Consider the following 21,837-nt stretch of genomic DNA (forward strand, 5'->3'; position numbering starts at 1 on the left):
ATTTCGGCGTGCGCAGTCGCGGTGAGCGCAACCAACCACGCCGAAATCACGACAGGGAGTCGACGAACAGCCTGTGCACCCGGCGGTCGCCGGTCACCTCGGGATGAAACGCGGTGGCCAGCGTGCGGCCCTGGCGCACCGCGACCGGATGGCCCGCGGCCGAGGCGAGCACCTCGACGCCCGGCCCGACGCGCTCCACCCAGGGCGCCCGGATGAACACGGCATGCACCGAACCCTCCAGCCCGTCGAAAAGGATGTCCTCCTCGAACGAATCCACCTGGCGCCCGAAAGCATTGCGCCGCACCGTCATGTCGATGCCGCGCAGCGGCAGGGCCTCTCGGCCGGGCACTCCGGCGTCGGCGATCTCGGTGGCGAGCAGGATCATGCCCGCGCACGAACCGTAGGCCGGCATGCCCTCGGCGAGGCGCGTACGCAGCGGCTCGAGCAGGTCGAACTCGCGCAGCAGGTGACTCATCGCCGTCGACTCGCCGCCCGGGATCACCAGCCCGTCGACGCGCGCGAGTTCCTCCGGACGGCGCACGGTCGACGCCTCGGCGCCGGCCTCCCGCAGCGCGGCGAGGTGCTCGCGGGTGTCGCCCTGCAGAGCCAGCACCCCGACGCGCCGCGCGCTCACGGACGTCCGGGCGTGAAGTCGCGCGGGAAGCGCGTCAGGCCTTCCTGCATCACCGCAGCGACCATCTCCCCGTACTGGTTGAAGATCTTGCCCTGGGTCAGCGAGCGGCCGCCGCACGCCGACGGCGAGGACTGGTCGTAGAGCAGCCACTCGTCGGCGCGGAACGCCCGCATGAACCACATCGCGTGGTCCAGGGACGCCACCTGCAGGTGCTTTCGCACCTCGGGGTAGTTCACCTGCGCCGAGCCGAGCAGAGTCAGGTCGCTCATGTAGGCCAGCGCGCAGATGTGCAGCACCGGGTCATCCGGCAGCGGGTCACGGTGCCGGAACCACACCTGCTGCTGAGAAGCCTTGTTGGGCAACAGATGCAGATCTTTGCGCGGCACGATGCGCACGTCCCACTCGTCGAACTGCCGGAAGCTCGCGTCGTCGAACACCTTGCTGACGGACTCGAAGTCGGGGATGTCGTCGGGTGGCGGTGCGACCGGCATGGCGTCCTGATGCTCGATACCGCTCTGGTCGGACTGGAACGACGCCGACATCGAGAAGATGGTCTCGCCGTGCTGGATCGCGGTCACCCGCCGGGTGCAGAAGGACCCGCCGTCGCGGATGCGCTCCACGGTGTACACCGACGGTGACCGGGCGTCGCCGGCGCGCAGGAAGTATCCGTGCAGCGAATGCACCTGGAACTTCGGGTCGACGGTGCGGACCGCCGACACCAGCGACTGACCGGCCACGTGACCGCCGAAGGTGCGCTGCAGGAATCCCGATTCCGGACTGAACACCCCACCGCGATAGATGTTGACCTCGATCTGCTCCAGGTCGAGGATTTCTTCGATCGCCACAGTGTGGTTCTTACCAGCCTCGCTCTGCGAGCCGATGGGGCACCGGGATGTCGTCGACGTTGATGCCGACCATCGCCTCGCCCAGACCGCGGGACACCTTGGCCAGCACGTCGGGATCGTCGTAGAACGTGGTGGCCTTCACGATCGCGGCGGCGCGCTCGGCGGGGTTGCCCGACTTGAAGATGCCCGAACCGACGAACACGCCCTCGGCCCCGAGCTGCATCATCATCGCGGCGTCCGCAGGGGTGGCGATACCGCCGGCGGTGAACAGCGTCACCGGCAGCTTGCCGGCCCGCGCCACCTCGACCACCAGGTCGTACGGAGCCTGCAATTCCTTTGCCGCAACGTACAATTCGTCCTCGGACAGCGACGTCAGGCGACGGATCTCACCGCCGATCTTGCGCATGTGGGTGGTGGCGTTGGACACGTCGCCGGTGCCCGCCTCACCCTTGGAGCGGATCATCGCCGCCCCCTCGGTGATCCGGCGCAGCGCCTCACCGAGGTTGGTGGCGCCGCACACGAACGGCACGGTGAACTTCCACTTGTCGATGTGGTTGGCGTAGTCGGCCGGGGTGAGCACCTCCGACTCGTCGACGTAATCCACGCCGAGGCTCTGCAGGATCTGCGCCTCGACGAAGTGCCCGATGCGGGCCTTGGCCATCACCGGGATGGTGACCGCGTCGATGATGCCCTCGATCATGTCGGGGTCGCTCATCCGCGACACCCCGCCCTGGGCGCGGATGTCGGCCGGGACGCGCTCGAGCGCCATCACCGCCACCGCACCGGCCCCCTCGGCGATCCGAGCCTGCTCAGGCGTGACGACGTCCATGATGACGCCGCCCTTGAGCATCTCCGCCATACCGCGCTTCACCCGCGACGTGCCGCGGGCGGAACTGCCGAGAGCTTCGGTTTCCACTGTCAACTCCTTCGTTCGCTACTGATCCAGTCTAAGGGGGCCCGCAAATCCATTAGATCCGCATCTCAGCGGATGGATTGCAACGGCCGCTGCGCCACCGCTTCGGGTCTGTCGGCCAGGGCGTTCGCCTCGTCGAGAAGCTCGGCCAGCTGACGCGGGTAGACGGCCTCACCACCGGCGACCAGGTTGCGGATCATTGTCGCATCGCACCAGCGGTGACCATGGATGTAGGTCCGCTCCAGCACCGAGCGGCCGGTGTCGGCGGGCTCGAACCGGACGGTGCGGTGCACGAAGTACATCTCTTCGCTGCGGATCACCGCACCGTTGAACTCGATCGTGGCGTCGCGCCGCCACAGCGGACCGACCATGTCCGCGGCGTGCACCGCAAGACCGGTCTCCTCCTCCAGTTCGCGGGCCGCGGTCTGCGCCAGCGACTCGCCCACCTGCGCGGCACCGCCGATGGTGAACCACCACCGGGGGGCGGGCGTGAGCGGGCTCTCCGGATCCGATCCGCACAGCAGCAGTACGGCCCCGCCGTCGTCGAGCAGCACCACCCGCGCCGAGGTGCGCCGCGTCGCCGGCGCGGCTTCGCGCGTCGACACCTCACCGCCCTCGGCGATCTCGAAGTACGTCGGCATCGCCGCCGTACCGCCCAGCCGCAAGGCCCGCACGGCGGGGCGCTCCCGCAGCGCCAGGGTGTCGCGGACCGCGTCGTTGTGGAATCGGCGCGCCAGCAGCACCCGCGCCTCGGCGTCGGCCAGCTCGGCGACCAACGCCCGGGGCAGCGATGCGGGATCGACCCGGGCCAGCGCCGCGGACAGCTCGTTCTCGGCGGCCTCCCGCGCCTGGCGCGGCGCCCGCTCGGCCGCGTCGGCCAGCGCCGCCAGCCGCTTGCCGTCGGGGCCGACCCCGTAGGCGTCGACGGCGACCGCCCGCGCCACCACCGCGCGCCGGGCCAGCGCGCCGTCGAGCGCCTGCCAGGACAGGTCGTAGCGCACGTGCAGCCGGTCGAGCCGGTTGGCGGTCTGGAACGCCCACAGCGCGACCAGCAGCACCGCGGCGACCAGCAGCGCGATCAACACCGCGGTCACCCAGGGAATCATGTGGCGACCTGCACTTTGACGCCCGCACCGGCGACCGTCTCGTAGACCCGCATGATCTGCCGGGCCACCACCGACCAGTCGTAGCGCTGCACCAGATCGGAGGCGCACTCGATGTACCGCGCCCGGCGGGCGTCGTCGGCCAGCATGTCGATCAGCCCCGCCGCCAGCGCATCGGGATCGTCGACGGCGACCAGCCGGCCGCCGCGCCCGTCGTCGAGCACCCGGCGGAACGCATCCAAGTCGCTGGCGACCACCGCGGTTCCCGCCGCCATCGCCTCCACCAGGACGATGCCGAAACTCTCGCCGCCGGTGTGCGGCGCGCAGTACACGTCGGCGCTGCGCATCGCCGACGCCTTCAGCGCGTCGTCGACCTGCCCGAGGAACCGCAGATGGCCGGCCAGCGGCCCGGCCGTCTCCCGCAGCTCGTCCTCGTCGCCGCGCCCCACCACCAGGATCTCGACGTCACCGAACCGCTCGACCACCGCGGGCAGCGCACCGATCAGCACGGCCATGCCCTTGCGCGGCTCGTCGAACCGGCCGAGGAACAGGATCGACCGGCCCGGGCGCGGATAGCCGTCGAGCAGCGGCGCCGTGGCGAACGACGCCACGTCGACGCCGTTGGGGATCTCGACGGCGTCGCTGCCCAGCGCCTCCATCTGCCAGCGCCGCGCCAGGTCGGACACCGCGATCCGACCGACGATCTTCTCGTGCATCGGGCGCAGGATCGGCTCGAACACCGACAGGGTCAGCGACTTCGTGGTCGAGGTGTGGAAGGTCGCCACGATCGGTCCCTCGGCGATGTTCAACGCCAGCATCGACAGGCTCGGAGCGTTCGGCTCGTGTAGGTGCAGCACGTCGAAATCGCCCTGCTGCAGCCACTTCTTGACCTTGCGGTGCGTCGCCGGGCCGAACCGCAGGCGCGCGACGGACCCGTTGTAGGGAATCGGGACGGCCCGCCCGCCCGACACCACGTAGTCGGGAAGCGACGCCTCGGCGTCCGGCGAGGCCGGCGCGAGAACGCTGACCTCGTGCCCCTGGGTGTGCATCACTTCGGCGAGCTGCAGCACATGCGACTGCACTCCCCCGGGCACGTCGAAGGAGTACGGGCAGACCATGCCGATGCGCATCAGCCGGTCCTCACCCGGACCCGGGGTCAGAGGGTTCCAGCCCGTCGGTCAGCCGGGCCCGGCGCTCGTCGGACAGGTCGGCCACCCACTGCGGCTGCATCATGTGCCAGTCCTCGGGATAGGTGGCGATGTTGTCGGCGAAGCGGTCGGCCAGCGCCTGGGTGATCGCGGTGACGTCGCCCGAGGAGGTGTCGATCTCCGAATACACCTTGGTCCCCCAGCCGTCGCCGTCGAACCAGCAGTGCGCCGGGAACAGGGCCGCCCCGGTCGCCAGGGCCAGCTTCGCCGGACCCGCAGGCAACCGGGTCGGCTCCCCGAAGAAGTCGACCTGCACCCCGCGGCGGCTCAGATCCCGATCCGCCATCAGGCACACGATGCCGTTGTCCCCCAGCCAATCGCACAGCACATCGAACGGCGGACGCTCACCGCCCGACGACGGCACCACCGTGAAGCCGAGGCTCTCGCGGTAGGCCAGGAACCGGTTGTAGAGCGACTCGGGCTTGAGCCGCTCGGCCACGGTCGCGAACGTGCCGAAGTTCTGCGCGAGCCACACCCCGGCCATGTCCCAGTTGCCGCTGTGCGGCAGCGCCAGGATGGCCCCGTTGCCCTTCTCCAGCGCTGTGAACGCCATGCCGATGTCGATCACGTCGAGCCGGCGGCCCAACTCGTCGTGATCCATGGACGGCAGCCGGAACGCCTCCCGCCAGTACCGGGCGTAGGAGGCCAGCGAAGCGCGCATCAAGTCGTCGGGCACCTCGGCCGGCGTCGTACCGATCACCCGGGCCAGGTTGCGGCGCAGCTGGTCGGGCCCGCCGTCGCGCGCGGCGTACCAGGCTCCGGCGGCAAAGGCGTTGCGCGCCACGATCTCCGGGGCCGCGCGGACCAGGCGCCAGCCCGTCGCGTAGCCCCAGTCGCTGAGATGCTCGCCGAACGAGATCATTGCTCGGTGGTCTCGGGTTTCTCGACGGGCGCGGCGGGCGGGATCGGGTCCATCGCACCGGTCGACACGCGCACGCTGTGCAGCCGCTGACCGACCGTCAACACGCTGGTCACGGCGAGCACCCACATGGCCACCGGCAGCAGCCACGGCATCGGCAGGAACCACAGGCCCGACAGACCCGCGCCGACCAGGACGATCACCAGCCGCTCGGGCCGCTCGATCAGCCCACCGTCGCCGGACAGGCCGCTGGCCTCGGCCCTCGCCTTGATGTAGGAGATGACCTGCGAGGACACCAGGCAGATCATCGTCGCGACCACCAGCGAGGTGCTGTGCAGCCCGAACGCCGCCCACCACAGCAGACCGCAGAAGATCGCGCCGTCGCTGATGCGGTCGCAGGTGGCGTCGAGCACCGCGCCGAAGCGGGTACCGCCGCCGCGTTCGCGCGCCATCGCACCGTCGAGCATGTCGGCGAGCACGAAGACGAACACCGTGAACGCACCCCACCACAGCTGCCCCATCGGGAACAGCGTCAGCGCGCCCAGCACCGAACCGGCGGTGCCCAGGATCGTCACACTGTCGGGCGTCAGACCCAGCCGCAGCGCGCCTTTGGCCGCGGGACGCGACAGCTTCGCGTACGCCGCCCGCGTCATCAGGTAGAAATCGCTCACGACTGCTTGTCCCATTCGCGGGCCAGCAACTGACGGGTGTCGCGCAACAACTGCGGGATGACCTTGGAGTCCCCGATGACGGTGATGAAGTTGGCGTCACCGCCCCACCGGGGCACGACGTGCATGTGCAGGTGCTCCGACAGCGAGCCCCCCGCCGAGGTGCCCAGGTTGAGCCCGACGTTGAACCCGTGCGGCCGCGACACCGCCTTCATCACCCGAATGGCCTTCTGTGTGAACGCCATCAGCTCGGCGCTCTCGGCCTCGGTGAGGTTCTCCAGCTCGGCCACCCGGCGGTAGGGCACCACCATCAGATGCCCGGGGTTGTACGGATACAGGTTGAGCACCGCGTACACCAGTTCCCCGCGCGCCACCACCAGACCGTCCTCGTCCGACATGTTGGGGATGTCGGTGAACGGTTCGGACGACGCGGCCGACCCGGGCTTGACGGCATCGACGATGTAGGTCATGCGGTGTGGCGTCCACAGCCGCTGCAGGTGGTCCGGCTCGCCGACCCCACGGTCTACGATCGTGTCGTCGGGCTCCACGTCACCCCTCGCCTACTCGGGCATCAACGGCCACGAGATCCGCTGTCGGCGCGGCGTTTTCGCGCCGTCGCACCCAGTCCACGATCGTCTGCACCGCCGCGTCGCGCGGAACCCCGTTGATCTGCGTGCGGTCTCCAAACCGGAAGCTCACCGCGCCCGCTTCGACATCACGGTCTCCCGCGAGCAGCATGAACGGCACCTTCTGGTTGGTCTGGTTGACGATCTTCTTCGCCATCCGGTCGTCGCTGGCATCCACCTCGGCGCGGATGCCGTGCGTGCGCAGCGCGGCCACCACGTCCCGCAGGTAGTCGACGTGGTCGTCGGCGACGGGGATGCCGACCACCTGGACCGGCGCCAGCCATGCCGGGAACGCACCCGCGTAGTGCTCGGTCAGGATGCCGAAGAACCGTTCGATCGACCCGAACAGCGCGCGGTGGATCATCACCGGCCGCTGCCGGCTGCCGTCGGCGGCGGTGTACTCGAGGTCGAAGCGCTCCGGGAAATTGAAGTCCAGCTGGATCGTCGACATCTGCCAGCTGCGGCCCAGCGCATCCCGGGCCTGGACGGAGATCTTCGGCCCGTAGAACGCCGCCCCGCCCGGATCGGGCACCAGTTCGAGACCCGACGCCGCCGCCACCTCGGCCAGCGTGTTGGTGGCCTCGGTCCAGATCTCGTCGGAGCCGACGAACTTCTTCGGATCCTTCGTCGACAGCTCCAGGTAGAAGTCCTCGAGGCCGTAATCGCCCAGCAGTTCCAGGATGAACTGCAGCAGCGAGGTCAGCTCGTCACGCATCTGGTCGCGGGTGCAGAAGATGTGGGCGTCGTCCATCGTCAGACCGCGCACCCGGGTCAGACCGTGCACCACACCGGACTTCTCGTAGCGGTACACCGCGCCGAACTCGAACGCGCGCAACGGAAGTTCGCGGTAGGAGCGGCCACGGGCCCGGTAGATCAGGCAGTGCATCGGGCAGTTCATCGGCTTGAGGTAGTAGTCCTGGCCGGGCTTGCGCACCGAACCGTCCTCGTTGAACTCCGCGTCGATGTGCATCGGCGGGAACATGCCGTCGGCGTACCAGTCGAGGTGACCGGAGGTGTGGAACAGCTGCGCCTTGGTGATGTGCGGGGTGTTGACGAACTCGTAGCCCGCCTCGATGTGCTTGCGCCGCGAATAGTCCTCGAGCTCGCGGCGCACGATGCCGCCCTTGGGGTGGAACACCGGCAGGCCGGAACCGATTTCGTCGGGGAAGCTGAACAGGTCGAGCTCGACACCCAGCTTGCGGTGGTCGCGGCGCTGGGCTTCCTCGAGCAGTTCGAGGTGGCGGTCGAGCGCCTCCTGGGACTCCCAGGCGGTGCCGTAGATGCGTTGCAGGCTGGCGTTCTCCTGATCGCCACGCCAGTACGCCGCCGAGCTGCGGGTCAACTTGAACGCAGGGATGTACCGCGTCGTCGGAATGTGCGGGCCGCGGCACAGATCGCCCCACTCCCGTTCGCGCGTACGGGGATTGAGGTTGTCGTAGGCGGTGAGCTCGTCGCCCCCGACCTCCATCACGTCAGGATCACCGGACTTGTCGTCGATCAGCTCGAGCTTGTACGGCTCAGCTGCCAATTCCTCGCGGGCCTCCTCCTTGGAGGCGTACACCCGTCGGGAGAACAGCTGGCCTTCCTTGACGATCTGGCGCATCCGCTTCTCGAGTGCCTCGAGGTCTTCGGGCGTGAACGGCTCGGCGACGTCGAAGTCGTAGTAGAAGCCGTCGGTGATGGGCGGACCGATACCGAGCTTCGCGTCCGGGAACAGCCCCTGCACCGCCTGGGCGAGCACGTGCGCGGCGGAGTGACGGATCACGCTGCGGCCGTCATCGGTGTCGGCCGCGACGGGCTCCACCTCGACGTCGGCGTCGGGCACCCACGAGAGGTCGCGCAGCCGTCCGTCGGCGTCGCGGACCACGACGACGGCGTCGGGCGCGCCGCGGGAGGGCAGCCCGGCGTCGCGAACCGCCTGCCCTGCGGTCGTCCCGGCAGCGACCCGGATCGGGGCTGCTGGGGCGGGGCGGGCGGGCGCGCTCATGACGGGTTCTCCAAACGGTCGGGGTGTTTCGGGGCGGGTCGGGTTCTGACCGCGACCATGCTATCGGGGCCGGGCCTCACGACCCGATACCAATGGGGCTTTGCAGCCAGGGCTGCTCGAGGCCGACCAGCCGGGCGGCGAGGTTGAGCGCTCCGAGCAGCCACAGCGTGCCGACCACGACGGCGACGGTGAACACCGCCCCCAGGATCTGCACCCACAGCCCCTGGCGCTTGAACCAGTCCATGACCTTGTCGTAGCGCTCCCGCACCCAGGCAAGCAGCCGGCGGGCCCAGTCGAACTCGGTGGCCAGGATGCCCAGCCCGACGAACACGATCGCCCAGCCGGGGCCGGGATACGGGATGGCGACGATCCCGACGGCGAAGATCAGGGTCCCCACGACACCGACGCCGACGCGGTAGGCGAGGTCGGCGGCCGGCCGGTCCCGCAACCGGTCACGCCACCGGCCCCACCGACGGGTGAGCGCGCTGCGGCGCCCGTCGCTCACGGCTGACCCGGCTTGAGCTTGACGAACAATGAGTGCGCCTCGGCGAGGACGTCGTCGCCGTCGAGCAGGCGTCCCGACACGAAGATCTTCCGGTCGACGATCTCGTCGATACCTGCTTCGACCTGCAGCTGCCGTTCGACCGGCACGATCCTGCGGTAGTCGACGTGCAGGAACGCCGTGCGCTGGGCTCTGCTGCGGCTGAGTTTGAAGGCCGTGAAGCCGAGCAGGGAGTCGAACAGATGCGCGATCGTCCCGCCGTGCGCGGCACCGTTACGGCCGAGGTGATAGCGGCGGAAGCGGGCCGTGCCGCGGATGCGCTCGTCGTCGGTGACGTGCAGATCCACCGGCACCTGCAGGATGTTGCCCCGGTTGGGCAGGTCCATCCGCCGTCCGGACGGTGACGACCATTCGTCGGCGTCGTACGGCGCTAGCAGTTCGGACACCTTCTCGATCAGCGCGGCGGCCTCGGTGATGACGTCGTCGGGCGCGTCGGCGCCGCGTGCATGATCTTGCAGGGAGCGCACCGCCTCGATGAAACGCCCGTAGTCCGGCCCGCCACGGGTGGTGGGGCGCGGCGGATTGAACCCGCCGCCTACGTGGGTGTCGACGGAGTCGTTGGCGCTCACCCGCTCACCGTATTGGTTGACTCAGCTCTGGGTTGCCCCGGCGTTGCTCAACGTGTCGAATTCGGCGTCACTCAACTCGATCTGCCCGGCGGCGACGTTCTCCTCGAGGTGAGCGACCTTCGACGTGCCGGGAATCGGCAGCATCACCGGCGAGCGCTTGAGCAGCCACGCGAGCGCCAGCTGCGACGGGGTGGCGCCGTGATCGGCGGCGATGCGCTGCAGCGGGCCGTCAGCGGCGGCCAGCGGGCCCGCCGCCAGCGGGAACCACGGGATGAACGCGATGCCCTGGGCCTCGCACGCCTCCAGCACCGGCTCGGCGGAACGCACTGTCAGGTTGTACATGTTCTGCACCGACACGATCGGCGCGACCGCGCGGGCGGCCTCGAGCTGGTCGGCGTCGACTTCCGAGAGTCCGATGTGACGGATCTTGCCCTCCTGCTGCAGCGCGAGCAGCTCACCGACCTGGTCTTCGGCGGGAAACTTGTCGTCGATGCGGTGCAGCTGGAACAGGTCGATGGTGTCCACGCCGAGGCGGCGCAGGCTCATCTCGCACTCCTGACGCAGGTAGGCCGGGTAGCCGAGCACCGGCCACTGGTCGGGACCGGTGCGCAGCAGTCCCGCCTTGGTCGCGACCACGACACCGTCGTAGGGGTGCAGCGCCTCGCGGATCAGCTCCTCCGAAACGTAGGGCCCGTACGAGTTCGCGGTGTCGATGAAGTTCACTCCGAGCTCCACGGCGCGGCGCAGCACCCGCAGACATTCGTCGCGATCGGCCGGCGGCCCCCACACGCCCTTGCCGGTCAGGCGCATCGCGCCGAAGCCGAGCCGGTTGACGGTCAGATCATTGCCCACAGTGATGGTCGCGGAGGTCACCGCACCGACGGTACGCCCGCGATGCGAAGCTGACGGGGTGAAGCTGAGCGACCTGAGCGGCCGGCCGCTGACCTACGCCGACGTGGGTGCGACCGCCGGCTCGCCGCCGCCGGGCTACCGCTTCCTGCGCAGGACCTCGGTGATCGGCCGTGGCCGCGCGCGTTTCGAGCAGGCAGCCGAAGACGGCATGCGCTTCGGGATGCTGCGCGGAGCCGGGGTGCGGGTCGAGGCGACGACGACCTCGGCCGAGGTCGGCACCGAAGTGCTGGGCCACCTGGGCCCGGTGCCCGCCCCGTGCCGGGTGGTCTACGTCGTCGACGAACCCGACCGCCGCGGATTCGCCTACGGCACCCTGCCCGGCCACGCGGTGCGCGGCGAGGAACTGTTTCTCGTGCGTTACGAGCCCGCCACCGGCGACGTCGTCGCCGAGGTCGCCGCCTTCTCCCAGCCGGCGACGTGGTGGAGCCGGCTCGGCGCGCCGGTGACCGGAGTGATGCAACGGCTGATCGCGGGACGCTACCTGCGGGCCCTCTGAACGGCCGGTCAGGCGGGGTCACGGAAGTGACATCGCCATGCCCGGGTGATCCACGGTGGTCAGCGGTAGATTGAAGACCCAAATTGACGCAAGAAGTATGGACGGTGGCGGTGAACGATCAGCCCGACCTGGAGGCGACCCATCTGCGGGTCGCCGAGCTCGTGCAGGGGCTGCACAACAGACCTGATACCGACGCCGAAACGGTGATCGCCGAACTGGCCGAGAACGCCGCGGTGGAGATTCCGGGCGCGCAGCACGCAGGCATCACGTTGACGCGGAATGCCCGCAACATCGAGACCCCGGCGGCGACGTCGCACTGGCCGGTGTTGCTCGACAAGATCCAGCAGCGCTACCGCGAGGGGCCGTGCCTGACCGCGGCATGGGAAGAGAAGACGATCCACGTGGCGAATCTGGAGACCGAGACCCGGTTTCCGAACTACCGTCGCGACGCGCTCGCGGAGACGCCGATCCGGTCCATCATGGCGTTCCAGCTGTTCATCGCCGGCGAGACGCTGGGCGCGCTGAACGTCTACTCCGAGCAGCCCGACGTGTTCACCCCCGAGTCGCGAACCATGGGCCTGATCTTCGCCGCACACTCGTCGGTGGCGTGGAACTCGGCGCGCCGCGAAGAACAGTTCCAGCGAGCGCTGTCGAGCCGCGACATGATCGGCCAGGCCAAGGGCATGATCATGGAGCGCTACCGCGTCGACGCGGTCCAGGCGTTCGAGGTGTTGCGCAAGCTGTCCCAGGATTCCAACGTGCCGCTGATCCAGGTGGCCACCGACCTGGTGGCCGGTGCGCAGTCAGAGAACGGCCGACAGGACGCGTGAGCGGCCTGGCTGAGCGACTGACTCAGCCAGGCCACCCCCGCACTTGATTACTGCCCGTCCCACCGGTCGCGGCGGTCGCCTGCCGGGGCGGCTCCGCTGACCGGCGCGCGAGGCACGTCGGCGTTCACCGGACCCCGGGCCGAATCGCCTTGCGTCGCAGACCAATCCGTTCCGACACAGAGCAGGTCGGACGGCACCGGGATCTCGTTGGGCAGCGGCACCGGAAGACCGGGGATGGACGGCAGGTTCAGCGGCGAGGGCGAGATCAGGTTGGACACCCCCGTCGCCAGCAGCGGGGTCACCGCATCCGGGATCCCCGGACCGCTCACCGAGACGGCTCCGGGCACGCCCGGCGCCGGTGCAGGCGGCGGCGGTAGCAGGCCGATCACCGACGACGCGCTGTCCTGCACGGTCCGCAGCACGCCGGGCGGGGTCAGCAGATCGGCGACCGTCATCGAGTTGCCGGGGGTTCCCGGGATCGGCGAGGACGGAACACCGGTGTTGACGCCGACCGAGGACGGCGGGGTCGGCGGTGTGCCCGGCACATTCCCGGGGACGTTGGCTGCGACCGGCACTCCCGGTGTGCCCGGGGTGGGGGGCGTCGCGGCCCCGGCGGGAACCGTCACGCTGCCACCGGGAACCGGCGGCGTCGGCGGGGTCGCAGCCCCGGCAGGAACAGTCACGTTCCCACCCGGAACCGGCGGCGTCGGCGGGGTCGCAGCCCCGGCAGGAACAGTCACGTTCCCACCCGGAACCGGCGGCGCCGGCGGGGTCGCAGCCCCGGCAGGAACCGTCACAGCCCCACCCGGAACCGGCGGCGCCGGCGGGGTCGCAGCCCCGGCAGGAACCGTCACAGCCCCACCCGGAACCGGCGGCGCCGGAGGCGTCACCACACCCGCGGGAACCGCCGCAGCCCCACCCGGAACCGGCGGCGCCGGAGGCGTCACCACACCCGCGGGAACCGCCGCAGCCCCACCTGGAACCGGCGGCGCCGGAGGAGTCACCACGCCGGCTTCGCCGAACACGGGGGCACCGGGAATCCCGGGCGTGGCACCTGGGGGGCCCGCGACTGCGGCCGCGGCTTCGACCGGGGCGCCTCCACCGACGCCCGGTCCGGCAGAACCTGCGGCAGCGGCGACCGGGGCACCTGCCCCGGGGGCGCCACCCGGCACGGCTGCGCCGGCGTCGCCGACGATGGGCGCACCCGGCATGCCCGGCGCCGGGGGTGTCGTCAGGCCGGCCTCACCGACCACCGGAGCGCCCGGAGCACCCGGAGCAGGGGGCGTCACCAGGCCGCCCTGACCGGCAACAGGAGCACCCGGGGCACCGGGAGCAGGAGGCGTAGGCAGCCCGGCTTCAGTGACCACCGGAGCGCCCGGGACACCGGGGGCCGGAGGTGTCACGACACCGGCGTCACCCACGACCGGAGCACCCGGGGCACCCGGAGCCGGAGGCGTAGGCAGCCCAGCCTCAGTAACGACCGGAGCACCCGGAACACCCGGAGCAGGAGGCGTTACGACACCAGCATCACCGACAACCGGAGCACCCGGCGCACCCGGAGCAGGAGGCGTCGGCAGCCCAGCCTCAGTAACCACCGGAGCACCCGGAACACCCGGAGCAGGAGGCGTCACCAGGCCGCCCTCGTTCACCACCGGAACACCCGGCACGCCCGGGGCCGGCGGCGTCGCCACCTCGACCGACGAACCAGCAGGCGTCGCAGGAACACCCGGAACCGGAGGCGTCACCACACTCGACGAACCCTGCACCGGCACACCCGGAACACCCGGAGCCGGCGGCGTCACCACCTCCACCGACGAACCAGCAGGCGTCGCAGGAACACCCGGAACCGGAGGCGTCACCACACTCGACGAACCCTGCACCGGCACACCCGGAACACCCGGAGCCGGCGGCGTCACCACCTCCACCGACGAACCAGCAGGCGTCGCAGGCGCCGGCGGAGCCGGCGGTGAGAACGTCTCGACACTTCCGGCCGACGGCGTCGCGGGAGCGGGCGGCGCAGGCGGAGAGAAGGTTTCGACTGAATTAGCGATCGGCGTCGCAGGCGCGGGCGGCGCCGGCGGCGTCACCACACCCGAGGAACCCTCCACCGGAGCACCCGGAGCTCCCGGCGCCGGCGGCGTCGCACCCTCCACCGACGAACCCACCGGCGTCGCAGGCACACCCGGCGCCGGCGGCGTCACCACACCCGACTCNCACCCGGAGCTCCCGGCGCCGGCGGCGTCGCACCCTCCACCGACGAACCCACCGGCGTCGCAGGCACACCCGGCGCCGGCGGCGTCACCACACCCGACTCCCCCGCGACCGGAGCACCCGGCACACCCGGCGCCGGCGTCGCACCCTCCACCGACGAACCCACCGGCGTCGCAGGAACACCCGGAACCGGAGGCGTCACCACACCCGACTCCCCCGCGACCGGAGCACCCGGCACACCCGGCGCCGGCGGCGTCGCACCCTCCACCGACGAACCCACCGGCGTCGCAGGCACACCCGGCGCCGGCGGCGTCACCACACCCGACTGCCCCGCGACNCCCGGCGCCGGCGGCGTCGCACCCTCCACCGACGAACCCACCGGCGTCGCAGGCACACCCGGCGCCGGCGGCGTCACCACACCCGACTGCCCCGCGACGGGGGCACCGGGAAGACCCGGGGCCGGCGGCGTCGCGTCACCGGCAGCGGCGGCGATCGGAGCACCCGGCGCGGGGACACCTGCGGGAGGCACGGCACCCGCCTCGCCGACGACAGGCGCACCCGGAAGACCCGGCGCCGGTGGCGCCGCCTCGCCGCCGGCGGCAGCGAGCGGCGCACCCGGTACGCCCCCGCCCGGAGCGGCCGCGCCAGCTGCAGCCTCGACAGGAGCGCCAGGCGCCGGAAGTCCAACGGGCGCAACGGCCCCGGCGTCGCCGATGACCGGCGCACCCGGAACACCCGGGGCCGGAGGCGTCGCAGCGCCGGCCGGAACACCCACCGGCAGACCGGGAACACCGGGGGCCGGAGGCGTCGCAGCCCCGGCCGGAACACCCACCGGCGCACCCGGAACACCCGGGACCGGTGGCAGCGCCGCGCCCGCGTCACCGATGACGGGAGCACCCGGGACGGGCGGTGCCGGAGGGCCGGCATTGACGACGGGCGTGCCGACCGGCGCGCCCGGAACCGGAGGCAGGGGCGGCGTACCACCGCCAGTGGAGGTCACCGCGGGCACCCCCGGCACCGGGGGTGCCGGAGGTGTCGCACCCGCGGCGGGCGTCACGACGGCCGACGGCGGCTGGGGCGGCAGCGGCGGCGTGGGCGCCCCAGCCGAACTCGCCACGGGGACACCCGGCGTGCCGGGGACGGGCGGCGTCACGCCCGACGACGACGTGGACACCGACGCGGGTGGGCGCGGGGGCACGGGCGGCAGTCCGGCCGACGACGAACTGGCCGGCGGCACCACCACCGGCGGGGTGGGCTGGCCGGGACCGGCCGTGAACGAGTTGGCGGCTTCGTGCAACGCCTGCGGAATGTCGGCGGGGTGCGTCGCGATTTGCTGCAGGATGCCCACGCACGGGACGCCGCCCCGGGTGGGATCGGCGGCGGCCAACGGACTCAACACCGGGGCGGTCAAGAACATCCCCGCGCTGCCCATCATGACAACGACGATGCCCTTCTTGGTCCGTGACATGCGCTCCCAGTCCTTTTGCGTCGTTCTGCGAATTTCGATCACCTGCTGGGCTTACTGAACCGACAATTTGCGAAATCGCCGACGCGACAAATCCGGCGTTACCCAACCGTTGCCAAGGAGAAGCGTTCCCGTTGTGGACGCAACCCCGTGAGCTGGGGAAACTCCGATTCGCCGTCCGACGGTTCTGCCAGTCGCGCATGGCGTCTTCGCCGCCACGCCTTCGCGGCGGACACGAGCCGTTTCGCTATCCGGCCAGGGCCGCCGCAGGCACCGCAAACCCGCCGCACGGAGGCGGTCACCCTGCCGGCGCGCGAGGACCTCGCGATCCCGTCTGCCTCGCCCACCGCTCCCCCGCCGCGCCGGGCGCCACCCGGAGCGGGGCCCCGCACCACGGGTCACCCGTCCCACCCCAACGTTGCTGACCGGCGTCAGACGTCCGAGGGGTCGAAATGCCGGATACTGCCACCCCAGCCGGGTGGACCGCCCGAATCGATTGTCTGACAACACGTTCGATGGCGGGGTCCACGCTGCAGGCAGACGTTCGTCTGACGGCACTCGTCACACGGTTCAAGGACCATTGGCCCTGTTTGCGGCCCGGCCCGCCGCGCACTGTGGGAGGAGACTGAGGTGGAGGTGAGATGCCCACGACGCAGATCAGGTCCGAACTGATCGTCGATGCGCTGCAGGTGGCCTGTCGGGCACCGTCTCTGCACAACACGCAGCCATGGCGCTGGGTGCTGACCGACCACAGCGTGGAGTTGTTCGCCGATCCCTCCCGCCGCGCGCGGTCCGCGGACAGCAGCGGCCGTCAAGCGGTGATCAGCTGCGGCGCAGCCCTGCACCACTTCCGCGTCGCGATGGCTGCCGCCGGATGGGACACCACGGTGCGGCGCTTTCCCGACGCCGACGATCCGCTACATCTGGCCACCGTCGAATTCACCCCGTCCGCCTCGATCTCCGAGGACCAGAGGCGTCTCGCCGACGCGATCCTCGCGCGGCGCACCGATCGCCTCCCCCTGGCCGAACCGTCCGAGGTCGAGAACCTCCTCGACGCGGTGATCGCCGACGACCATGGCGGCACGGTCAGCTTCGACCTGGTGGCCGAGGAGCTGCGGTCGGCCTTGGCCGAAGCCTCCTACCTCACCGACACGGCGCGACTTCACGACGGCGACTACCACGACGAACTCTTCTGGTGGACAGAGCAATTGGTGTCCGATGACGGAATTCCGCTCAGCGCACTGATCTCCGCACCCGAAAGTGACCGCGTCGATGTCGGGCGGACCTTCCCGGTCATCAGACACCCGGAGCGTCGTGTCGAGATCGGCGAGGACCGATCCCGGATCCTGGTGATCTCCAGTGCCGACGATTCACCGGAGAGCGTTCTCCGGTGCGGCGAGGCACTTTCCCGAGTGTTGCTGGAGGCGACGATCGCCGGCTACGCCACCTGCACGCTGACCCACCTCACCGAATTGCCCTCGGGGCGGGACGTCGTCGCATCGCTGATCGACGGCGACGCGATCCCCCAGGTACTGATCAGAGTCGGGCTGGCGCCGGCACTGGAGGCCGCGCCCCCACCGACACCGCGCCGGCACATTCGTGACGTCGTCGAAATACGCAGGGGGTCAACATGATGGAGAGCGCTCCCGCACCATGCGTGGTGGTGGGGATCGACGGATCGCCGGCGGCGGTCGACGCCGCGCTGTGGGCGATCGACGAAGCGATCGACCGCGATGTCCCGCTGCGGCTTGTCTATGTGATCGACAGCCCGGACTCCGACACGGTCGACCCGCAGGATCAGGCACGCCGCCTGGCCACCGCGGAAGTGGCCGTCCGATACGTCCTGACGGCGGTCGAATCGACCGAGCGGCCGGTCAAGATGGAAGTGGAGATCTTGCAGGGCCGGCCGGTGGAGGCGCTGTTGGAGGCCGCCCGCACCGCGGTCATGCTGTGCGTCGGCGCGCGCGGCCTGCGACACGCCACCAACGGCCGCATCGGCTCCACCGCCGCCGCACTGTCGAAGTCGGCGCACTGCCCGGTGGCCATCGTCCGCGCTCACCGGCCCCATGCCAACCGCGACCGCGCCGTGGTCATCGAGGTCGACGACAACGCCGCGGGCAACGCCGTTCTGCATCGCGGCCTGGAGGAAGCGCAGCGCCGGCACGCGCCGGTGCGGGTGCTCGCGCCCACCCACACCTTCGCCGACGTCCAGGCGCATTGGGAGCGTCGGCTCGACGAATCCCGGCGCCGCTTCCCGCAACTGGACATCTCGTCGGTGAGCAGGCACGGCGACGCACTCGACTACCTGGCCGCCAACGCCGGCGCAATCCAACTGGTGGTCACGGGACGTACGCGTCCGGGCGGACTGGGGGCTTTGGTCGGAGCGCGGGGCAACGCCGCGCTGCGCGACACCGACTGCTCGATCCTGGTCTGCGGACCGCACAGCGCACTGTGAACGAGTGCCCGATCGGACAGGGGATGACGGCATGGTGAAGGTTTTCCTGGTCGACGACCACGAGGTGGTGCGGCGCGGTCTGGTCGATCTGCTCAGCGCCGACCCGGAACTCGACGTGATCGGCGAGGCGGGGTCGGTGTCCGAAGCCCTGGCCCGCATCCCGGCCCTGCAACCAGACGTCGCGGTGCTCGACGTCCGGCTACCCGACGGCAACGGGATCGAGTTGTGCCGTGACCTGCTGTCCCGGTTGCCCGATCTGCGCTGTCTGATGCTGACGTCGTTCACCTCCGACGAGGCCATGCTCGACGCGATCCTGGCCGGCGCCAGCGGCTACGTCGTCAAGGACATCAAGGGCATGGAGCTGGCACGGGCGATCAAAGATGTCGGGTCCGGACGCTCCCTGCTGGACAACCGGGCCGCGGCGGCGCTGATGGCCAAGCTGCGCGGCGACGGACAGCCCAGCGATCCGCTGTCCGAGCTCACCGAACAGGAACGGGTCCTGCTCGACCTGCTCGGTGAGGGCCTGACCAACAAACAGATCGCGGCCCGGATGTTCCTCGCCGAGAAGACCGTCAAGAACTACGTGTCGCGGCTGCTGGCCAAGCTCGGCATGGAGCGCCGCACCCAGGCCGCCGTCTTCATCTCCAAGCTCGAGCGGCGCAAGCGGCCCGGCTCGGCCTGAGCCGACCCCGCCGCTCACTCCAGCGGCGAATCGTCCAGGTAGGCAACCACATCGGACAGGTCGCGGCGCGGCGTCGAGGGCAGCGGGTCGGCATTGATCGGTGCCCACCCCACGCGCAGCAGCATCTGCGGATGCGCGTCCGTCCCGAACACGTCCTCCCGCAACGCCTCCCGGGTCCGCGCCACCTCCAGCGGCTCGGTGATCGGGCAGCTCGCCAGCCCCAGCGCGGTCGCCGTCAACAGCACCAGGCTGGTCGCCTCCCCCGCCCGTAACCACGCCATCGCGTCGTCGTCGCGGGTGCCCAGCGCGAGGATCACGGCGTGCTCATCGGCCGGATCGGTGTGCAGCGGCTGGGTGAGCACGCCGACGGCAAAGTGCCGCGCGGGAACGCGCGCCACCCCGTCGGGGCCGGGCAGACTGCGGGCCGGTACGCCGCTCGTCGCCGCGTATCGTCCACTCCACCGGGCCAATTCGGCGAGGTACTCCTCATCAGATTCGTGGACGCGCGCCGCCTCGCCGGCGAGACCGGCGAGCCCGTCGAGATCGGCGATGCGCCGCAGCACGATTCCCGCGCGCGCGGCCCTGGCCCCCATCAACACGACGTCGCCCCGCGGCACCGGCCAGGAGCTGTAGTGCCGCCTGTCGGTGCGCCGGCGCGGTATCGCCGCGGCCAACGCGACATCGAGCTCGGCCGCCGGATAGCTGTAGAGCGTCAGCGCCGCCAGGTGATCGGGATCGGCCGGATTGGGAAAGCGCGTCACCTTGGCCTGCCAGCCGAGCGCCGCCAGCGCGACGACACAGTGGTTGAGCGCCGCCCCGCAACTGAGCATCAGGTCGCGGCCGTCGGGGTCGGTGTGCGGCAACTGCAGGCTCGGATCGGCATAGAGGTGCAGGGTCTCCTCGCCGACACGCCACCGCCACGGCTGCGAGTTGTGCACCGACGGCGCACGCGTCGCCAGCGACAGCGCGGACCGCAGCGTTTCGGTGTCCGGAAGCTCCGTCATCACTGTCACCCTCTCGAGCGTCATTCCGCCCTCCAGAGTGCGTCGCGCCGCCGGTGTTTGCGGAGGGCACAAAGGCCTCTCTCCGGTCGGCCAGTGGACAGGTTCTCGTCAGGACCGAAGCCACACCGCGGTGTCCGGAGGAAGCACGGCGCCGACGCCGGGCGCCGACGCCAGCACCACCGTCGCCGTGTCGGGCAGCGGCACGGGACCCTCGCCGGTGTTGACCCAGCACTGGGCGCCCCCGCGCTCGAAAGCGGCGACGTCGGCGTCGGTGGTGAGCCATTTCACGTCGCCGGCATCCCGCCACAGCGTCGGGCGCACCCGCAGCGCGTCGCGATAGAGATTCAGGGTCGAATCCGCATCGCGTTCCTGGGCCTCGACGCTGTATTCGCCCCAGTGCGCGGGCTGCGGCAGCCACGTGCCGGACCCGGACTCGGAACCGAAACCGAAGGGGGCGTCGGTCGCCGTCCACGGCAACGGGATTCGGCATCCGTCGCGGCCGACGTCGGTGAAACCCGACTGCACCCAGGTCGGATCCTGCCGCACGTCGTCAGGGAGGTCCTCGACCTCCTCGAGGGCCAACTCCTCGCCCTGGTAGACGTAGGCGGTGCCAGGCAGCGCGAGCTGTACCAGCGCCGCGGCCCGGGCACGGCGCCTGCCGATGACGTGGTCGGGGTCCTCGTCGGCCCATCGGCCGCGCTCCCAATCGGTTTCGATGAGGTGCGCCGGCTGGGAGCGGGAGAAGCGGGTCACGGTGCGGGTCACGTCGTGGTTGGACAGCACCCACGTCGGCGGCGCGCCGACGGTGGCAGCGGCGGCGATCGCGTCGTCGACGACCGCGCGCAGCACCTCCGCCCGCCACGGCGCGCGCAGGAAGTCGAACTGGAAGGCGGTGTGCAGTTCGTCGGGCCGCAGGTAGCGCGCCAGGCGCTCGTTACTGGGCACCCACGCTTCGGCGATGAAGATGCGCTCTGGGGTGTAGCGCTCCGCGACAGCGCGCCAGCCCCGGTAGACGTCGTGGACGCCGTCCTGGTCCCAGGCCGGGTGCCCGGCACGCGACTGCACCAGACTCTGCGCGGCGTCGTCGGGATCGGCCGTGTCGGGAAGTCCGGCCTCCTTGATCAGCCCGTGCGCCACGTCGATCCGGAAACCGTCCACACCGCGGTCGAACCAGAAGGCCAGGATGTGCTCGAATTCGGCGCGCACCTCGTCGTGGTCCCAGTTCAGGTCCGGCTGCCCGGGCGCGAAAAGGTGCAGATACCACTGCCCGTCGGCGACCCGGGTCCAGGCGGGTCCGCCGAACACGCTCTGCCAGTTGTTCGGCGGCGCGTCACCGTTCGGGCCCCGGCCGGCCCGGAAGTGGTAGCGCTGCCGCGCCCCCGGCTCGTCGGCCAGCGCGGCGCGGAACCAGGCGTGCTGATCGGAGGTGTGGTTCGGGACGATGTCGAGCAGCACGCGAATGCCCAGCTCGTGGGCTTCGGCGATCAGCGCCTGCGCCTCGGCCAGGGTGCCGTAGGCCGGCTCGATGTCGCGGTAATCGGAGACGTCGTAGCCGGCGTCGGCCATCGGCGACGGATACCAGGGGTTGATCCAGATCGCGTCCACACCCAGCCGCGCCAGATACGGCAGGCGCGTCCGCAGACCTGCGACGTCGCCGACGCCGTCGCCGTTGCCGTCGGCGAAGCTGCGGATGTAGACCTGATAGACGACGGCGGTCTGCCACCACGGTGAGACGGCGGGGGCCACGGCACTCCATTCCAGTTGACGCGCGAACGTGTTCCCACGGTAGTGAACCCGACAGATTCACG

Annotated in this window: 20 protein-coding genes; 5 read left to right on the plus strand and 15 right to left on the minus strand. The window is 70.8% G+C overall.

The features are described from left to right. Window positions 1-46: 46 nt before the first annotated feature. From pdxT to MCHLDSM_RS09380, 12 genes are all read right to left on the minus strand, one after another. Window positions 47-634 carry a pyridoxal 5'-phosphate synthase glutaminase subunit PdxT gene (gene pdxT, locus MCHLDSM_RS09325; protein ID WP_048469814.1) on the minus strand — a complete coding sequence of 196 codons (588 nt, stop codon included), beginning with the start codon at window positions 632-634 and terminating at the stop codon, window positions 47-49. Continuing rightward, window positions 631-1,479, minus strand: a complete 849-nt coding sequence (tesB, locus tag MCHLDSM_RS09330) for an acyl-CoA thioesterase II (RefSeq protein WP_048469815.1) — start codon at window positions 1,477-1,479, stop codon at window positions 631-633. The genes pdxT and tesB overlap by 4 nt, the downstream gene beginning before the upstream one ends. A 10-nt stretch (window positions 1,480-1,489) precedes the next feature. Beyond that, on the minus strand, window positions 1,490-2,395 hold the full coding sequence (gene pdxS, locus MCHLDSM_RS09335) for a pyridoxal 5'-phosphate synthase lyase subunit PdxS (RefSeq protein ID WP_048469816.1): 906 nt from the start codon (window positions 2,393-2,395) through the stop codon (window positions 1,490-1,492). Window positions 2,396-2,460: 65 nt separating this feature from the next. Continuing rightward, a complete protein-coding gene (locus MCHLDSM_RS09340) occupies window positions 2,461-3,498 on the minus strand; it encodes an NUDIX hydrolase (RefSeq protein WP_048469817.1) in 1,038 nt (345 codons plus the stop codon). Next, window positions 3,495-4,625: a glycosyltransferase family 4 protein gene (locus MCHLDSM_RS09345; RefSeq protein WP_048469818.1), complete on the minus strand. Its 1,131-nt coding sequence runs from the start codon at window positions 4,623-4,625 to the stop codon at window positions 3,495-3,497. The genes MCHLDSM_RS09340 and MCHLDSM_RS09345 overlap by 4 nt, the downstream gene beginning before the upstream one ends. A gap of 10 nt (window positions 4,626-4,635) precedes the next feature. Then, complete coding sequence (locus tag MCHLDSM_RS09350) at window positions 4,636-5,565, minus strand: phosphatidylinositol mannoside acyltransferase (protein WP_048469819.1); 930 nt, start codon at window positions 5,563-5,565, stop codon at window positions 4,636-4,638. After that, entirely contained in the window at window positions 5,562-6,233 is a 672-nt protein-coding gene (gene pgsA / locus MCHLDSM_RS09355; protein ID WP_048469820.1) for a phosphatidylinositol phosphate synthase, read from the minus strand. Before pgsA ends, MCHLDSM_RS09350 begins: the two co-directional genes overlap by 4 nt. Then, complete coding sequence (locus tag MCHLDSM_RS09360; RefSeq protein WP_048469821.1) at window positions 6,230-6,778, minus strand: ATP adenylyltransferase; 549 nt, start codon at window positions 6,776-6,778, stop codon at window positions 6,230-6,232. Before MCHLDSM_RS09360 ends, pgsA begins: the two co-directional genes overlap by 4 nt. 1 nt (window position 6,779) lies before the next feature. Continuing rightward, window positions 6,780-8,843, minus strand: a complete 2,064-nt coding sequence (gene thrS, locus MCHLDSM_RS09365) for a threonine--tRNA ligase (protein ID WP_048469822.1) — start codon at window positions 8,841-8,843, stop codon at window positions 6,780-6,782. Window positions 8,844-8,919: 76 nt separating this feature from the next. Beyond that, window positions 8,920-9,348, minus strand: a complete 429-nt coding sequence (locus tag MCHLDSM_RS09370; RefSeq protein WP_048469823.1) for a TIGR02611 family protein — start codon at window positions 9,346-9,348, stop codon at window positions 8,920-8,922. Then, entirely contained in the window at window positions 9,345-9,974 is a 630-nt protein-coding gene (locus tag MCHLDSM_RS09375) for a PaaI family thioesterase (protein ID WP_048469824.1), read from the minus strand. The genes MCHLDSM_RS09370 and MCHLDSM_RS09375 overlap by 4 nt, the downstream gene beginning before the upstream one ends. Before the next feature lie 21 nt (window positions 9,975-9,995). Continuing rightward, window positions 9,996-10,847 carry an aldo/keto reductase gene (locus tag MCHLDSM_RS09380; protein ID WP_082168804.1) on the minus strand — a complete coding sequence of 284 codons (852 nt, stop codon included), beginning with the start codon at window positions 10,845-10,847 and terminating at the stop codon, window positions 9,996-9,998. 37 nt (window positions 10,848-10,884) lie between these two features. Between MCHLDSM_RS09380 and MCHLDSM_RS09385 the strand changes: the two genes are divergently transcribed. Both MCHLDSM_RS09385 and MCHLDSM_RS09390 read left to right on the plus strand, forming a co-directional pair. Continuing rightward, a complete protein-coding gene (locus tag MCHLDSM_RS09385; RefSeq protein ID WP_048469825.1) occupies window positions 10,885-11,382 on the plus strand; it encodes a DUF1990 domain-containing protein in 498 nt (165 codons plus the stop codon). A gap of 110 nt (window positions 11,383-11,492) precedes the next feature. Next, entirely contained in the window at window positions 11,493-12,212 is a 720-nt protein-coding gene (locus MCHLDSM_RS09390) for a GAF and ANTAR domain-containing protein (protein ID WP_082162258.1), read from the plus strand. Window positions 12,213-12,259: 47 nt separating this feature from the next. Here MCHLDSM_RS09390 and MCHLDSM_RS37140 read toward each other — a convergent pair whose 3' ends face one another. Further along, window positions 12,260-12,895 carry a hypothetical protein gene (locus tag MCHLDSM_RS37140; protein ID WP_131722618.1) on the minus strand — a complete coding sequence of 212 codons (636 nt, stop codon included), beginning with the start codon at window positions 12,893-12,895 and terminating at the stop codon, window positions 12,260-12,262. 3,634 nt (window positions 12,896-16,529) lie between these two features. On the opposite strand from MCHLDSM_RS37140, the gene MCHLDSM_RS09400 reads away from it, so the two are divergent. From MCHLDSM_RS09400 to dosR, 3 genes are read left to right on the plus strand one after another with little or no spacing between them, the layout of a single operon-like run. Then, window positions 16,530-17,522 carry an Acg family FMN-binding oxidoreductase gene (locus MCHLDSM_RS09400; RefSeq protein ID WP_048469826.1) on the plus strand — a complete coding sequence of 331 codons (993 nt, stop codon included), beginning with the start codon at window positions 16,530-16,532 and terminating at the stop codon, window positions 17,520-17,522. Next, entirely contained in the window at window positions 17,519-18,343 is an 825-nt protein-coding gene (locus tag MCHLDSM_RS09405; RefSeq protein WP_048469827.1) for a universal stress protein, read from the plus strand. The genes MCHLDSM_RS09400 and MCHLDSM_RS09405 overlap by 4 nt, the downstream gene beginning before the upstream one ends. Window positions 18,344-18,374: 31 nt before the next feature. After that, complete coding sequence (dosR, locus tag MCHLDSM_RS09410) at window positions 18,375-19,025, plus strand: hypoxia response regulator transcription factor DosR/DevR (RefSeq protein WP_048421018.1); 651 nt, start codon at window positions 18,375-18,377, stop codon at window positions 19,023-19,025. Between the two features lie 14 nt (window positions 19,026-19,039). Here the strand turns inward: dosR and MCHLDSM_RS09415 are convergent, their stop codons facing one another. Both MCHLDSM_RS09415 and MCHLDSM_RS09420 read right to left on the minus strand, forming a co-directional pair. Then, on the minus strand, window positions 19,040-20,032 hold the full coding sequence (locus MCHLDSM_RS09415; RefSeq protein ID WP_407661854.1) for an Acg family FMN-binding oxidoreductase: 993 nt from the start codon (window positions 20,030-20,032) through the stop codon (window positions 19,040-19,042). 105 nt (window positions 20,033-20,137) lie between these two features. Continuing rightward, window positions 20,138-21,775 carry a glycoside hydrolase family 13 protein gene (locus MCHLDSM_RS09420; RefSeq protein WP_048469829.1) on the minus strand — a complete coding sequence of 546 codons (1,638 nt, stop codon included), beginning with the start codon at window positions 21,773-21,775 and terminating at the stop codon, window positions 20,138-20,140. Window positions 21,776-21,837 lie beyond the last annotated feature (62 nt).

Source organism: Mycolicibacterium chlorophenolicum (genome assembly GCF_001044235.1).
Taxonomy (GTDB): domain Bacteria; phylum Actinomycetota; class Actinomycetes; order Mycobacteriales; family Mycobacteriaceae; genus Mycobacterium; species Mycobacterium chlorophenolicum.

Excerpts from the sequence above, each read along its gene's own strand:
- MCHLDSM_RS09340 (WP_048469817.1), bottom strand. The coding sequence starts at position 3,498 with ATGATTCCCTGGGTGACCGCGGTGTTGATCGCGCTGCTGGTCGCCGCG.
- MCHLDSM_RS09345 (WP_048469818.1), bottom strand. The coding sequence starts at position 4,625 with ATGCGCATCGGCATGGTCTGCCCGTACTCCTTCGACGTGCCCGGGGGA.
- MCHLDSM_RS09350 (WP_048469819.1), bottom strand. The coding sequence starts at position 5,565 with ATGATCTCGTTCGGCGAGCATCTCAGCGACTGGGGCTACGCGACGGGC.
- thrS (WP_048469822.1), bottom strand. The coding sequence starts at position 8,843 with ATGAGCGCGCCCGCCCGCCCCGCCCCAGCAGCCCCGATCCGGGTCGCT.
- MCHLDSM_RS09400 (WP_048469826.1), top strand. The coding sequence starts at position 16,530 with ATGCCCACGACGCAGATCAGGTCCGAACTGATCGTCGATGCGCTGCAG.
- MCHLDSM_RS09405 (WP_048469827.1), top strand. The coding sequence starts at position 17,519 with ATGATGGAGAGCGCTCCCGCACCATGCGTGGTGGTGGGGATCGACGGA.
- dosR (WP_048421018.1), top strand. The coding sequence starts at position 18,375 with ATGGTGAAGGTTTTCCTGGTCGACGACCACGAGGTGGTGCGGCGCGGT.